16 protein-coding genes are annotated in these 15,015 nt (G+C 44.5%); 3 read left to right on the top strand and 13 right to left on the bottom strand.

Annotated features, from left to right (window positions below; translation table 11 throughout):
- The first annotated feature begins 984 nt into the window (after positions 1 to 984).
- From H6F74_RS17850 to H6F74_RS17840, 3 genes are read left to right on the top strand one after another with little or no spacing between them, the layout of a single operon-like run.
- Positions 985 to 1,323, top strand: coding sequence for a DUF5674 family protein (locus H6F74_RS17850; protein WP_190443494.1), 339 nt, complete (start codon positions 985 to 987; stop codon positions 1,321 to 1,323).
- Entirely contained in the window at positions 1,323 to 1,697 is a 375-nt protein-coding gene (locus H6F74_RS17845; RefSeq protein WP_190443492.1) for a hypothetical protein, read from the top strand. Before H6F74_RS17850 ends, H6F74_RS17845 begins: the two co-directional genes overlap by 1 nt.
- Positions 1,669 to 1,986, top strand: a complete 318-nt coding sequence (locus tag H6F74_RS17840; RefSeq protein ID WP_190443496.1) for a hypothetical protein — start codon at positions 1,669 to 1,671, stop codon at positions 1,984 to 1,986. Before H6F74_RS17845 ends, H6F74_RS17840 begins: the two co-directional genes overlap by 29 nt.
- A 227-nt stretch (positions 1,987 to 2,213) precedes the next feature.
- On the opposite strand, the gene H6F74_RS17835 is transcribed toward H6F74_RS17840, so the two are convergent.
- The 13 genes from H6F74_RS17835 to H6F74_RS17775 form a co-directional block, all read right to left on the bottom strand.
- Entirely contained in the window at positions 2,214 to 4,883 is a 2,670-nt protein-coding gene (locus H6F74_RS17835; RefSeq protein WP_190443490.1) for a DEAD/DEAH box helicase, read from the bottom strand.
- A 134-nt stretch (positions 4,884 to 5,017) separates the two neighbouring features.
- The gene (locus tag H6F74_RS17830) at positions 5,018 to 5,965 is read right to left on the bottom strand and encodes a hypothetical protein (protein ID WP_190443489.1); all 948 of its coding nucleotides are present in this window, start codon (positions 5,963 to 5,965) and stop codon (positions 5,018 to 5,020) included.
- A 190-nt stretch (positions 5,966 to 6,155) separates the two neighbouring features.
- A complete protein-coding gene (locus H6F74_RS17825) occupies positions 6,156 to 6,410 on the bottom strand; it encodes a hypothetical protein (RefSeq protein WP_190443486.1) in 255 nt (84 codons plus the stop codon).
- Positions 6,411 to 6,456: 46 nt separating this feature from the next.
- The gene (locus H6F74_RS17820; RefSeq protein ID WP_190443485.1) at positions 6,457 to 7,209 is read right to left on the bottom strand and encodes a hypothetical protein; all 753 of its coding nucleotides are present in this window, start codon (positions 7,207 to 7,209) and stop codon (positions 6,457 to 6,459) included.
- 90 nt (positions 7,210 to 7,299) lie between these two features.
- Positions 7,300 to 7,938 carry a siphovirus Gp157 family protein gene (locus H6F74_RS17815; protein WP_190443483.1) on the bottom strand — a complete coding sequence of 213 codons (639 nt, stop codon included), beginning with the start codon at positions 7,936 to 7,938 and terminating at the stop codon, positions 7,300 to 7,302.
- Positions 7,939 to 8,162: 224 nt separating this feature from the next.
- Positions 8,163 to 8,501 (bottom strand): hypothetical protein, encoded by a 339-nt coding sequence (locus H6F74_RS17810; protein ID WP_190443481.1) that lies wholly within the window; start codon positions 8,499 to 8,501, stop codon positions 8,163 to 8,165.
- Positions 8,502 to 8,619: 118 nt separating this feature from the next.
- The gene (locus H6F74_RS17805) at positions 8,620 to 10,032 is read right to left on the bottom strand and encodes a DNA polymerase III subunit gamma/tau (protein WP_190443480.1); all 1,413 of its coding nucleotides are present in this window, start codon (positions 10,030 to 10,032) and stop codon (positions 8,620 to 8,622) included.
- 68 nt (positions 10,033 to 10,100) lie between these two features.
- Positions 10,101 to 10,646: a hypothetical protein gene (locus H6F74_RS17800; protein WP_190443478.1), complete on the bottom strand. Its 546-nt coding sequence runs from the start codon at positions 10,644 to 10,646 to the stop codon at positions 10,101 to 10,103.
- A gap of 277 nt (positions 10,647 to 10,923) precedes the next feature.
- Positions 10,924 to 11,718 (bottom strand): PD-(D/E)XK nuclease family protein, encoded by a 795-nt coding sequence (locus H6F74_RS17795; protein WP_347269527.1) that lies wholly within the window; start codon positions 11,716 to 11,718, stop codon positions 10,924 to 10,926.
- A gap of 371 nt (positions 11,719 to 12,089) precedes the next feature.
- Entirely contained in the window at positions 12,090 to 12,377 is a 288-nt protein-coding gene (locus tag H6F74_RS17790) for a hypothetical protein (protein ID WP_190443473.1), read from the bottom strand.
- Positions 12,378 to 12,409: 32 nt separating this feature from the next.
- Entirely contained in the window at positions 12,410 to 13,123 is a 714-nt protein-coding gene (locus H6F74_RS17785; RefSeq protein WP_190443471.1) for a bifunctional DNA primase/polymerase, read from the bottom strand.
- Between the two features lie 410 nt (positions 13,124 to 13,533).
- On the bottom strand, positions 13,534 to 13,938 hold the full coding sequence (locus H6F74_RS17780; protein ID WP_190443469.1) for a WGR domain-containing protein: 405 nt from the start codon (positions 13,936 to 13,938) through the stop codon (positions 13,534 to 13,536).
- A gap of 74 nt (positions 13,939 to 14,012) precedes the next feature.
- Positions 14,013 to 14,909, bottom strand: a complete 897-nt coding sequence (locus H6F74_RS17775; protein WP_190443467.1) for an AAA family ATPase — start codon at positions 14,907 to 14,909, stop codon at positions 14,013 to 14,015.
- Positions 14,910 to 15,015 lie beyond the last annotated feature (106 nt).

The following is a 15,015-nucleotide window of genomic DNA, read 5'->3' as shown; positions in this document are numbered from 1 at the left end:
ATTATTTAGTTCAACAACTAAAACGTCCGGACATTCCCATGTTTATCGTTTAAGTTTTTGGGTACTTGGCGAGAGTGCAAGCGCCATTGCTTGTGACAGTTGCGTAAGTCCTGATTTGTTACTTCACTATCTCAAATTCTGGGCTGTTCCTGTCCCTACCTGATTCCTCCCGCTATTCAGCAACGCCCTAAATTCATATCTGTCCTAACAAGGATGGCTGTGGCTATACTACACAAGGAACGCCATGAATAAGCCCGAGTTTTTTGTCACCCCTGGGTATGGGGAATACATATTGAATGGGTAGTCCTAAAGATGTAAGGATGCATTGTAATGGTGAACAAAGTACCAAATTGCCCCAATATGGTTCTCTAATTTCGGGTCTTGCGGCATCATGGGGTAAGACCCGATATAGATTGAGAAAAATTCTCATTTTCACCCAAAAACTGAACTTTTATAGGTTTAAATTAGTGCTATTTAATAATTTAATTATCGCTCGGTCAAACAATAATTAAATACGCTCAAATGTTCCAAAGCGTACTAAATATAATGCTGTTAAACTTAGGAGCTTTTTAATCAATTCGATGAGATTCTGGCTACAACTCTGTTGTACCTCGCAGACTCAAGTATTCGCTATTCAACAAATTATGCGATGCGGTCTAGTAGCGGAATGCTTAACAATTGCGCCAACGTTAACAATTAATGCGAGTTGCTGCGTTAAATTAATATCTTTATTCTCTAGGTTTAAGGCTTCCACTAGGATAAATATAAATAAATATTAACTGCATTCTAGCAAATCGCTAACCTGAAACTCTTGGATATGCTGGCATTTCTATTACCGAGCCAATCGTGATGACTTGATTGCCAATAAATAGATTATTTAGGTTTAATTAATAGCATATATTTTAGGTTGAGGTTTGTTGTAAAATAGAGAGTGTTAGTTAACACACCTGTAATTTAGGTTGGTAAGTTAAGCTTGTTTTAATTATGGTTCTGATTATCCGCGCTCCTGCCACCCTAGAACAAATCAATCAAATGGCAGAGACTTATTTCGGACTAAGGATTAAACTAGCAGTAGATGTAGCACAAGAAATTCTTGCTGGAGGAGGCGAACTCCATGCCGACTGCGAACAAGCTTTATTAGAAAATGATAGCCAACAGGAAAATGTTTGGGGGGCTGATTGGTATCCGGAAACCAAAGAAGTCGGATTTGAATCCTTAATCAATATCCGTCCCCGCTTTTCAAATCGCTCAATGGAAATCCAAAATCCAGTCTTGCGACAAAGAGTAGAAACAATTGTGCGCCGTTTATTGGAGGTCAGCTAATGGAACGCCAAAAATTATACGAATGCTTCATAACCTTAGACTGGCGACAGCAGCTAGGCAATTTAGCCTCAACGCTCGCTACTGTATCCAGTCAAGCAACTGTTCCCAAACACGATTTATTAACCAATCATCTCCTGCGCGAAGCTGCTTTGATGATTGAATGGTGTGCTGCTAATGTCCCCAAAGAATTTTTATTAGAATTAGCTCAAATGCAAAGAGAGCTGTTAGCTTGGAAGCAAGCCTTTCCGATTGAACAAGCCAGGGATATCTTATCATTATACACCCGCCATCAATCCGAACGTTTGTTACAAATGGCAGGCTTGATAGAGTACAGTGAAAAAATTGATGCGAATTCTGATTTTGTATCCGTTTAAAATCAACTTTCAAACCTGTCTTCAGCCTCGAATGCAGCGGAAATATTCTGTACATCGCAAACTTTTGTCAGTCAAGGCAAGAATGAGGGTTTTAGCCGAAGTTTCTGGGACTGTCGAGAGCGATCGCACCAGAGTCTATCTAACCCTACTAATTGAAATGCTAGGGTTTAATACCCCTACTCACCGACGCTGGTGTCCTTCGTGTCCCAGTCCCCTATTTACGCCAATTACGCAACATTCAAAAACTTCGACAAGCGCATTCTACTTCATTTATTTTGAGCAGGTATAACGCCCGAACTCCCTCCTTTCCTATTGCCGTTTGGGAATCTGAGTTTTGAGGTCTGATGAGCTTTGAGTAATATTAATCTTAACTACACCAGTCTAAAGCAAAAGCAACTTGCAATTTACTGAAACTAATTGTGACATACTTAAAACAAAGCGGTGTTACATCCCCTCGCGCGGAGCGGGGCGAAGACTATTGCAACACCCCGGCTGAAAATAGCAGAAAAGATTCGATTATTGTGCTGTTACTGCTGGTAGGTTTGTTAAGATATTTAACAGAAAAAGCCCAACCTCTTTGTTCAAATCGCGATTTTGCTGTGGGCAGCGAAAAATTGTCAAACAGCGGGGGCATCCGCCACTGCAATCGCAGTTTTCCGCAAGCGATTTTGCAGCTAGAGCAAAATCCTTGAAGTTGTTAAAAACGGCGTCACTTGAACCATTCCCGCCCTTTGATGTTTCAAAAAAGTAGCCTGTAGTATGGTTTCCCTCTTTGGCGATGATGAAGTCTAAATCAAGACTTGATGATAATACTACTAGAGGCGTGGCTAGGATGATTTGGTGAGCCATACTGTGAAGTGCGACGGCTGTGGAAGTTGACTCCCAAAGGCTCAGGTACTGGCTGGGAATAATTTTGTATTGGGAGCTGATTTTTGCTTTAAGCCCGTTCACATAAATCTTTACAGCTTCGGTTAGGGCGGCATTGATTTCTACTTTAATGGCGGGTGCTTGGAAGCGGGTGGTCAGGTTTTCGGGAAAAATTTCTTGAGTCATTACTTTTGTGATTTCCGCCAGTCGTATAGAACTGGAGCAACTAGCACATTTTTCACCTTTGACTGGGTACTTGTGGTGGTATTTACATTGAGGATTGGTGCAGGTGCGATCGCACACCCGCGTCATCAAAGAATAGCCGGTTACTGAGTTGGCAATCTGGCTCCAATAGTGTGTTAACCGAATTTTCCCTTCTTGGAGGCGGGTTGGAATAATTTGGGACTCGCCTAGAGTCGTAAGAGTTGTTATTTCTAAATCGGTATCAGCCGTTGTGAAATATTTGGTATCGGCTTCAATGGGTGTCAGGATGCAATTGTGTTCCTCTACATTGAGGTGTTCTGATTTGTATTTAGTTACGTTCCCCAAGGCATCTTGAGCTGTGTAGATAGCTCCGGTGTGAACTTCTCGGAATGCCTGCTCAAGTGGCACTTCTTCAAACATTTCTCCCGTATCTTTGTCGATTAGTTCGATAGTATCGATGCTATTGCCACGAAGCGTTACCTCTTTATGCGGATAGCCTTTGGCGCGGATAACTCCGTTGTCGATCCAGACCATGCGTTGGGCGCGTAGCGCATTGGCGACAGCGATCGCTTTATCCCCGAAGTAATAAGTTAGCTTGGGTGCTGGCACACCCGCTTCGACAGCGCTACATCGCAGATGTTGAGCCATAGTGACCGCGTAGTCAGGGTTGAACACAGCTTTCTCGGCAGGTGTTGAGAGCAATAGCTGGGGGTTGCCCCCGTAGAAGTTATCCAGTGGCTCGCTTGCAGTTGGCAGGAAGATTGCTAGACCAGCAGATTGCCGTCCACATCGGCCAATTTGTTGCCTGAAACTCATAATCGAACCTGACCAGCCACGCACAATCACGCAGTCTATTTCCGGCAGGTCGATTCCACATTCCAGGGCGCTTGTGGAGATGACTACCTTAATCCGTCCCTCCTGCAATTGCTGAATGATATCGTTGCGGCGATTGCTCTTGAGGGAACCGTAGAACACTGCAACCTCATTGGTTAGATGCCCCAGATGTTGCTGTCTTAGATTCTGTTGGATGAGTGCAAGCAGATTCTTCGCTCCCGTCTTTGTCGGAGTGAAGATGAGGGTTGTGAGCTTTTTCAGCATCAGCGAGATGGCAAGTTGACTGGCATCGATGCTGACAGACTGATTAGGTTTGAGACATACTAGAGTGCGTCCCGCTGTTCCGGCTCCACTGCGTTCAATCAATTCCAGCCGTTCTGGTGTTGCTTCTCGTCCAGTAAACCGCAGTGACATTTCAACTGGGTTCCCGATGGTTGCTGTTGATAGTATGTATTGAATCTGGTCAGAGTTGCCGCCTACGCTATCTACAGCAACACGCAGGCGACGCATTAAATTTGCGAAGTGGGAACCAAAACTTCCCAGGTAGCTATGCGCCTCATCTATGACGACAAAACGCAGCGAGCGTAAATATTGACGCCAAGCTTCTTTGTCAGGTTTAGAGGTACCATACAGCTCGAAATGTAGGAGATCCGGGTTCATTCCTAAGCTGTGTGGAGGGACTGGGATAAATAACAGCTTGCGTTCTTCTTTGGAGACATCCCCTGTCATCATTCCCGCTTTAATCGTTGTCGGGGCTGGCAGCATTGATATGAGCCGTTTTAGCTTTCTCATTTGGTCATTAGCTAATGCCTTGAGGGGAAATAAAAGCATACTATATGTAGTGGGATCGTTCAGACAACTTTCTAGGATTGCTGGCAAGTAGCATAAAGTTTTGCCACTGCTTGTAGGAGTGCTAAGCGTTATGTCTTTTCCGGCTCGTAATGCTGTTAGAGCCTCTACTTGATGTGGATAAAAACTGCTGACTCCAATTTTCTGCAAAGCCGCCTTCAGGGCGGGAGGCAAGTTGTTGGGGAGAGCCATCTTCACGCCTTGACTTGGCGGTATGGTTTCTATATTGCTGACTTTTTCTCCTAGAGAAAGCGTAACTGTCTTGAATTCATAGCTGCCAATTTGCTCGAAAGCTTCCAACAGTTTTTTATCGATTTTAGAACCTTCATACAAATTCATTTCATGAGAAAAATCGTCAATGTTTTTTGTGGAATTTTGGGTTGAATAAAAAGCCTGAAGGAATTTATCTATGTGGCTGTCGTTTGATTGCATTGATGAATTGCCTGCTGTTTCCGCCCTGGCTATAAGCAAGCGATAGAGTTTTTAATTAATTTTTTGAATAATGGTACGTATAAAGTTAGGCTAGCTGCCCGTTTTAGGAAAGCTAGCCGCGTGGTTAATCTGCTCTAGAAGTCAAGTGGCTCCTCTTTAGAAGCGGTCTCGTTGTCATAGTCTACGGAGGTAGCCTTCACCGTGATGGGTTCTGACACTGTAGCTGTTGCTCCATTGGATTTGGTAACTCGCAAAGAGTTGGTAGGGATGGAGGACAGCATGGGTAACCGTTTGCGAATGGCACAGTTGAGTGAGCCGTCGTCAGCAGTATCTACCACAAGCGTGTATGTTTCTTCTTCCCAGTTGGGATTAAAGAGCAAAGAGTTGAGTTGAGTGGTAGCGTTCCCGGCTGAGAGGACTTTGCGCCCATCTAGCAAGTGAATTGTGTGGAGTGCGCCGTATTTCCCTTTTGAGGAGGAGACCCCTTTAATTTGGTACTCGCCTATCTCCAACTCTTGCATTTTCATAGCGCTTGCAGGTGCTTCTAGCAGGAAGTTGACGATGGGCTTGTTCTTCAAGAGCGCGATGTCCAATTGGTTGCGAGTAAAGCCAAGCTCTTTTGAAGCTAAGTTCACTGGGATGCTAAAGCTGTCGTCGTGTTCTTGGCTAATGAATGTCATCGAAGCTTTGGGGTACGGGTTTCCATCCCGGTCTTTGGCTTCGGTCACGTTCATCTTTCCGATCAGGGTTCCTATGGTGAATTTGTCACCTGTCTGGGTTACTGCGAACGTGTTGACACCGACTTTGACAATGATTTTGTCACCGTCTTTGAAAATACCAGGGGTGTAGATTGACTCCGGAATTCCCCGCGAGGCTTTCACCAATAAGATTTTATCTTGGTCGAAGCTGGGGTCATCAAAGGCACCAAGTCCTTCCAAAAACAGGATCAGTGGAGCCTTTTCAGCTTCTTCGAGGGATGCCAAACTGATGTCATTCCAGGTTTCCAAGAGATCTTCCCGCATAATAATGCTGGGGAAATGACTGGCATTGAATTCGATGGTAGTTGAGACTTCGGTAGCCATATTGTTTCTTTTTGTAATTTGATGAACGTGGAGCGTGATTTTTTACCCAGTCAATGAGCCGGATAATTTTTACTGGTTGACTGGTTTTAATGTTTTACTAGAAATCCGCCAGCTCGATTTCACTCGGATGGATTTCCTTTGTGGCTTCAACCATGCCATTGCCATTTTGCACAGTTGTTTCAACCGTTAATTACTGAGGTTTTGACAACCGTTTTAGTTCGCAAAAAAGCTTGGCTTTTTGTTCAGCGCGTTGTTGCTTTTCAAGTAAGCGTACTTTAGCAATGACTTCTTCCAAGACATCCAATTGTGCTGGCGTGAAATAAATGTGAATTTCTTGCTTGTGGCTGGGGATGGTTAGAGCAACGGCAGAGCTTAAGCTATAGCTGTACAAGCGGCTGTCTGTATCAAGGTCGATTGTGGTAGATTTTTTGATTTCTGTTGGCATGGTTATTGCTCCTTGTTTTTAACCGAAAATTGCCTGATTCTATTTTTTATAGGCTGCTTACTCCTCCATTTATTTCGCTATTACAGGTTCGGGGTTTGGCTTTTGAATTTTGCGTTTGAGTAGCTGATTGTGCGACTTTGAGTTTTTCTCCTTCGGACGTTTCAGGAGTTGCGCTCCCAATTTCTGCTGTCGGTTTCTCATCGCTATAAGCTTCGATATTGGCAGATGATTCGTTGGATTTCGTACCATTTACAGCCTCGGCTCCACATAGTATATTGGTGACATCAATTGAGTCTTGAAGCCGCTTGTAGAAAAGGTTGTACTCGCTGTACTCGTCCTTGGAGGTAAGATGTTCCACCGCCATTTTTGCCAAATGAGCGAGTTCGCGTGTTTGGTCAACCAGCATTAGGTAATTGGTGCTTTTGGCGGTTTCTTCTTCCAAGAACCGATGAGTCTTTTGGAGTTCGGCTTCTAGTTCCTCAACTTGAGGTATAGGATGCGGGCAACGCTTGAGGAGATGGCGACAGTTAGCGAGTTCGGCTTGAAGAGCGGTTGCTCGTTCCTCTGAGCTTTTGAGTTGGGCTAAGATTTCCTCTTTTTCCCGCTTCTGTTCTGCCATCCATCCTCGGAAGCAGCCGATGCACTTCACTTCCATTTGTACGCCTTTGCAATCGGGGCGATGCTGATAGTTTTCTGGGAGGATAAGCGTCCCTTGAAAGAGGGAGTTCGTTGCCTCTATTAGAGTTAGGGAACGTTCGGAGATCGATTTCAGTTCTGCTATAATTTCGTCGCTTTTCATCGTTACCTTTCCGGCGTGATTTTACCTAGATATTATTGGACTTTTGACACCCAGACCTCTGGGCAGCGGTATGGGCATCTTTTTACCTGGTTATTCTTCTGTAGCCTCTTTTTCTTTCTTAGGTTTGCTAATTTTCAGGATTTGGCTAGGCTCACACAATTTTGCCAATTTCTGAACAGATATTACCCCCGCTTTTAAAGCCGCTTTAATTTTGTCAGTTTTAGCTTTATAGATTCTCTTCTCTTCAACTTCGACGTATTCATCTGGCAAATTTTCGGGGTCTACCAGTAGTTCCAAGCAAGGCTGGGCTTCGTAATGAGAAATGCGGTACTCTAGGGTTTCTATGCGGTTCATTTTGTGTTCAGTCATAAACCAGATTGCAAGTTTCTTGAGGCGCTGAATGTTGTTGTCGTCAATACGGGCGCGATCGCGTACCATATTGGCGTGGGCTTTCCGAGCGTCTCGTGAATTTTCCAAGAAGCGGATCAGCCCGCAGATATTATTGAGCTTCACCAAAGCTTTTTGTTTGACCATTTGGTGACTCACCAGCACATCATCTAGTGGTGAGTCTTCGTCCATTAGAGCGGCTCGGATTGCGCTGTCTTGAGCTTCGGGACTTCCTTCGAGATCCAAAAGCAGTTGTGCTAGCTCTGTCATCTCCTTAGACAGGTCAAAGATTGTCAGATTTGTGCTAGTACAATGAGTTGCTGTTTTCGTTGACTTTGGCATGAGGAAATTACTCCTAAAAAATGCGTTTCCGATACCTTTTCAACCACCGGAAACGCATATATTTACAATTAAGGCGATTTTATGGTCGTACTACCAATTTTCTCTTTCTATGTCTCCAAACCACGCTTCAAAACTAATGTTCACAGCGATTTTAAAGTCACTATAATTAGTGGTATTAGTCCAAGGTAGCTCGGAATCAGCGATGTCTTCTGGTTGAGTGTAACTTAAGAAAGGTGTGCCCCATTCAGAAGCTTTATCTGTAAGGTTTTGGCTGTTTTTATTAGGTAGTTCATCGGACAGTTGAGGCATAAAACTCCTGTTTCGTATTTTTGGTTTCTGCCCCTCTGATTAGGTTTAATCTGATTTTTATTTATCTTCATTTTTAAAAGCTTTATGAAATCGAGTAAAATAATGATGAGGTTTTTGTTTTCTAAGATTTCTGGAGTCCTGTCCTGCTCAAAACCAGTTTCATTTCCTCGCTGGATAGGCGTTGAAAAAGAATACGCTGGCAACAGCGGTGTCAGCGTAGGCAAAAGGCACTCAGTAGCTTGAGTTATTTGCACATTATGCGCCCCTGAGGACTGATTTCTTAAGCAGCATCCACGGCTTGCGAGATACCAAATTCATCTTCTCTCCAAAATATTTTCGTTGGCAGGATACCCTCTTACGTGTAACTTGTAACTACTTGGAAGTTGTTACCAGAGTAATAGAGATGGGTTGTCCCAGCGCAGCCTTAAAGGCATCTTCCAAGACTGCCACTTTGGGCGTAACTAAGTTTACTAAAGGCTGGCTGGTGATCTGGACAGTAGCTATTCCTGAAGAGCAGCTGGTTAGTCTCCCGTGCTGTTGCAGCAGGTTCTTGATACTTGGAAGCCGAACAAGAAGAAGAATTTGCTGCCAAACCTTGTCCAGGTCTAGCTCCTGGCTAGTTAATTCTTTAAGAGAGTCTGGTGGGTGATGGACGACAGATTTCGCGTTCGCCACCGAGGCTATTGTTGGGCGATTTACAACCAATAAACTTAATAGCGTTACTTCCAGCCACAACTGTGGCTGTGTAGTGTTCTTAACCTGCGAAACGCTATCTGACAGATGCTTTTGTCCAGCCACAATCGTGGCAGTGTTCCAACGCTTGGCTTCCTGACATAGCGCCTTCCAGGTTGGGGCTGTTAGGGCAGCCAATTCGAGTTTACTCGGTGCGGTTTTGGCTATGAGCAAATCCCGGTAGAAACCAGCAATATTCTGGAGTACGACCAGAGGCTCCCGCCCCTTGTCTAATTGTTTGCGGGTTTCGTCAACAAGTTTATCGGGATTACCTAATGCGATCGCACTTAAAATAGCTAGTAAATCATGCTCTGGTACAGCCCCGACCAAATCCCAAACCTTATCTGTTGTCACTTCTCCAGATAGCAAGCTCAGCTGGTCTAGCAGACTTTCGGCATCGCGCAGCCCCCCTTGAGAGAGTTGCGCTATTAGGGTGATTGCCTCGGAAGTGATGTTGATGTTTTCAATTTTTGCAATGTCCCGCAGGTGCTGCACCATTGCATCCAGGGCGATTCTCCGAAAGTCGAAGCGTTGGCAGCGAGAAATAATTGTCGCCGGGATTCGTTGCGGGTCGGTGGTTGCCAAAACAAATGCTACCTGAGCAACTGGCTCTTCGATAGTCTTTAACAGAGCCTGGAATCCTGGTCCAGAGATTCCTTGCGCTTCATCAATGACATAGACTTTATGGCGGTACTGCATTGGGGCAAATTGGGCACGCTCAATCAGGTTACGGATGTTTTCAATCCCGTTGTTGGATGCGCCATCGATTTCAACCACATCGATGGCGGTTCCGGATGCGATCGCTTGGCACACTTGGCATTTTCCACAAGGAGTTTCTGTGGGGGCATCATAAGCGATGCAATTAAGCGACATCGCCAAAATTCGGGCACAAGAGGTTTTTCCGGTTCCTCTGGGGCCGCTGAACAGGTATGCCGGGGCTATCCGTTGCGTCCTGATAGCGTTTTGTAGTGTCGTTGCGATCGCATCTTGCCCTACCAGTTCTGCAAATGTTCTGGGGCGATATTTGAGGTGGAATGGTTCGTATTTTTTCATAGGTTTCTGGCAAAAAAAATATATTTTCAATGCTGAATATTCACCCCAATTCCCTCACTTTTACTTAGTCATGAAGCAAATTGACCTCCGGGTTCCCAGTGGTGGAAGTATCCTTTGGCGTTGTGGATTCCTAAAGTGTTTAAAGTAACAATTGCGTGTTTGCACAACTTAAGTTTTCCGGTTAAACGCTTTACCAGATAAGGATGTTCCTTAAACAAATTAGTTTGATTATAGAAATCTTCGCAATTGCAGATTACTTTATCGGGGTAGAGTTGAATTTTCCTGGCTTGTTTAGTGAGGTCGGTAGGGCAAGTGACCTGCCAGATGGTAGGATTGAGTTTGTCAGATATAGCAATGTAATAGCGTGAACGTAGCTTTCTATCAAAAACAAAACTTTTCAGGTAATCCCAGCAGCTGATGAAGGTGCTACACCGTCCGCGTGTCGTGTGGTAGGTTGATTGAACGCAACAAAGGAATTCGCCCTTTTTATTTTTGATTTTGACGCTTTCAACACGGATTATTTTGATACTCTTTGCTTTTAAAATTTCTTCAGTTCGGCTCTTTGTATAGAGCAGGTCGAATATATTTTTGGCTGTACTTATCGTTGCTTGCATAGTAGGTTGGGTGTGTGAGGATAATTGTAGAGCCTGTTTCTACCTAAACAAACCATCATTAAACGTACTAGCTATGTTTAATGATGGTTTTCACTCTGTAAGAGTCGTCTTATCGCAGTCGCGTCAAATCCTAATTCTCCTAAATCTTTTGAGTCCAAGTTAAAACCGATTGCAGGTGCTGTAAACTTGAACTAATTTGGAATGTATTTGATGATTATTGTTGTTTGGGAGAGTGATTTCTCATTTCAATGAAATTTAGTTTCCCAAACAAGAAGCTTTAGTGAGAAATAGTTACTTCTTCGATTTCATCAAGATTTGGGATGAAATATTCTTGGCTTGGTTCGGTGCTATTAGCTACTAGAGTGTGGGTGCTAGCTGGAAACTCTTGAAGAGGCTTTTGCTGGATGCTAGGGGGAAAGTCAGTTCCCGCCTGCCAGCCTAAAAGCCAGTTGTTAAGCTGCCCTACTAGCTGTAACAGGTGCGATTTCGTCTTCTTATGCTGCACCGTGTTGTAGGTGAACTTGAAGCTTTGCGGTAAGCCTTCGGACTGGACAAACCAGTAGGTCATGGAAATTTCTTCAGGTTTGTAGTCGCCTTGCTCTGCCAGCACGTACAGATAGAGACGTGTTTGCCAGTTATCTCTTATAAACTTTGGCTTTGCTGGCATTTTGCTAGTAGTCCATTCAACGATTTCTGCCTTTTCAGGAGAAGCAATGAGCAGGTCGTACACCACACTCAGCAAGTGTCCTTCCATCATTAACGTACAGGGGTATTCACACTCCTTTAGCTCGTCGGACGACGCGGGAGTGAAGATATCAGGGACAGCTTTTTTCAACCCCTCTACCCAGTGGCGCAGATGTGGATAGTTCGAGAGTAGAGATGAGACAGGCAAACCCATTAGTAGTTGCTTCACGATAGTGTGGAAATCATTGCCGATGTCTTGTTGTTTCTTGTTGATTGCTGAAAAGGGCATCTCATTTTTTTCAAGGTGGATCTTCTGGAACTTTTGGGGGCTATTTTCCAGAAGAGTGAGGGATTCCTGGGTTAGGTGTATTAAACGCTGCTGTTGCATTGAGCTTTTTTTTGTGGAATTTACACCCAATGCAGTAGCCGATTCTTTGGTCTAATCAATCGGCTTACATTTCTAAATAATCTCCTATGCTGTACGCTGTGATGTGTTATTGTTTTTACCAATTAAAGTGAGTTTTTGATTGAAAGTTAGCAGGCTCACTGTTGCTTCGATTTGTAAATCTGGGTCTAATTTTTGGTTATTTTTGGTAACTTTAAGGAGATATACCTTGCTGCTTGGTTCGTACTAAAACCACGAAGTGCTGATTCAAAACTGGTGTAACCCTGTAGAAGTTGATGGGGCATATTGGGTGATGGTTTTTGTTATGAACTGTGAAATTTGTAGGTTGCACGGGTGCAGTGGAACCTTAAGTTTTAAAACATCGACAGTACTTTGAGCCAGCAGCCGGTATCGCCTTGGTAGCGATAGATAGCTGGGGCGCAATCTTTAAGGGACTTGCTCTGTTTGCAGGCGAGAATTCTTTCAATGCGATCGCACGATAAGCCCATTGCCTGTCCCGTCTGGTAGCACAGATATTTTGCACTGGGTTTGAGGTAATGTCCGTTGATAGCTGCCCAGTTTTCCCAGCCAAAGGCTTCCCTGGCGAGCAGAATGAAGGCATCTGAGCGCTCGCCCGTCCTGTAACTATTAACGTGGGTCAAGACGTAGTAGGCACTCTTAGAAAGCAGTTTTACTAGCGGTAGCTCAAGTTCCCTTGGCTTTTGCTCAAGGTTTGACCGGAAAGCTTGGTTGCTCTGAGTTCCTTTTTTGGGAGCCGAGGATTTACGACCAAGCTGGCATTGGACTTTGGGAGGAGAGGCACCTTCAATCCTCCTTGTGATGGCAGTTCCGAACACGGATAAATGCCAATTGCTTCCAAACTTTCTACCTCAATTGGGTATGCTCGATTGATTGAGCGATAAGGGTTTCCGCTCTTACCGATGGTCGGGGCTAAGACAGTAAATCGTCCCTTACCTAGTGCTTCCCCAATGTGGCGACCGGCCGCTGGTTCCAGGCTGAAGTTGGTGAAGGAAGGAACAGTACGCACTCGGACACCGATACGCCATCCATCGGAGTGAGTGCGCTCGATGAAAGTATCTTCCAGGTGATGAGCAATAATCCAACTTTCGATTCGGCGATCGCACTCTGCTATGGATTGAAAGCGTTTCGTGTCGAAGTCTAGCCAGATGATGTTGTGCCAGCCGCCGAGAGTGCCGATGCCATTTTTCGGGTTAGCAAACCACTGTTGAATTTCTTGGTCAGAAGGCATCCGTGATTGGAAAAGTTTATGTTGCACTAGGGATGCAATTCCGCTTGAGTTTAAGTAACTGGGGTTTTTGCCAGTGAACTTTTTGGGTTGCTGTACCGACGCTGGGGCTACTGGTAAGGGTGGCAGTTTCCATGTCATGAGTCGGTGTAAGGTTTCGAGTATGCTAATTTCCGTCAAAGCATGAGACCTGAATTCTTCACCCCAGCGTTTTGCCGAATCGAGCGTTTAATCTGCTCACAACTAGCAGTAAATTGTTCTCAACTACAACTTAGTTGAGAGCAGTAAACCACTGCACGCTCACAACCGACTGGGAGATGAACTTAGATAGGGAATACTACGAAGCAAGTGTCCAAGTCGGTCAGCTAGAGGTATTATGACTATCATTAAAGAAAATGTTTATGATTGCTTTTTTTTGGTAAATTCATTTTTGAGATAATGGGAATAATCTTCTTATCTACAAATTATTTAACAACTCCAGAGCGGGTGATGGTTTTTATCGATGAGTCAGATTGAATGGCGATTAATTTTCTGTCTTATGTTCGCGTTCACTAAGTAAATCTTTTCCAGTTGAGGTGTCGCGAGCGCTCGCTGCATTCAAGATTGTCTGTATCTGTTGCAGTTGTGGTCGGTGGAGTAGATTTGGGTGCGGATGGAGTTGTGTTATTTACTGCTGTTGGGTTTGGATTGGGTGTGGACGAAACAAAGGTTACTGTTGGTCGATAGCCCTTGCCTACTTTTTCCTCATGCAACTTGTTAAGTTTTTGTTGTGCAGCCGAGACGGAGGCGCATTCGTAGACTTTAGACTGTCCCCGCGTGCCGATGCGTCCCCACTCAACGAGTAACGCCCCATTTTGATAAAGGCTTCCGCGCCAAAATTTGTTACTGTTTTCTGCCAGGTTTATGTATTCTAAGCTGACGAATTGGAGGAGAGTTCCTTCTGGTTTTAGGCTCATAATTTTGGTTATTTTTTAAATTTTCAAAATTTTTGTGGATAGGTAGGGGTGATGTTTTCACCCCTGCCGCTTGGCTATTCAGTTAGTGGATCTATGAAATTTGAGCGATTGTTTCGCCAAGTTACCTGGCGATCGCTATACCCAACAGCAGGTTGCCGTCCGAGTTGAGGTTCGGCTGCAAATCTTGCTCCACCGCTACGCGCCCATTGCCGCAGTGCTTCAATTTCTTCGGCATCTGATAAGGCTTGGGGGGGTCGTCTTTGGATTTCTGCCATGAGTTCTCCCACATTGACTTGGGTAGGAGTTCCCTTAGCAAAGGCAGTAGCGGCACATTGGAGAACAATCTTGCCGATTTCCGCCCCGGTGTAGTTCTCTGTGGAATTAGCTAGAGTTTCAATACTTTCTTGCTCTAGCTTGATTTGGTACTTGGCTAGGTGAGCATTGAAAATGTCTTGACGAGCCTCAAAAGAGGGTAAGTCAACGTAGAAAATCTCATCAAATCGTCGGAGTAATTCAGGAGTGAAATTCTGGATTCGGTTGGCAGTAGCGACTACAAATACAGCACTTGTTTTGTCATTGAACCATTGCAAAAAATGCCCGATCATTCTTTGAAACGTGCCGCTGTCTCCTACAGGACCATTCATACCTGCAAAAGCCTTATCCAACTCATCAATCAGCAAAATGCAAGGTGACATTACATCTGCTGTTTCCAGAACGCCTCGTAGATTTGCCTCACTAGAACCTAGTTGGGAACTCATCATTTTTCCCATGTCTAGGCTGAGAATTGGAATATGCCAAGTGGCTCCAATTGACTTTGCCCACAAAGATTTTCCTGTGCCTCCGTAGCCTATGAGTAAGGCTCCTGAAGGATAAGGAATACCATATGTTTTGGCTTCTGGTTTTAGCCTTCCGGCTTGAGTATTCGCCCACTCTTGGAGTGTTGAAAGTCCCCCAACAGTTACATCCCACATTCCGCACCCGCAACTGGCACATAGACAGCGGCTCCAAGCGTAGAAGAGAATCCCCAACTAAACTATTGAGTATTTATACTTAATAGTTATCCGGAAAATCAGAGCG

Source organism: Trichocoleus sp. FACHB-90, assembly GCF_014695505.1.
Lineage (GTDB): Bacteria > Cyanobacteriota > Cyanobacteriia > Cyanobacteriales > FACHB-T130 > Funiculus > Funiculus sociatus.
This window is presented reverse-complemented; position numbering and strand designations above follow the sequence as displayed.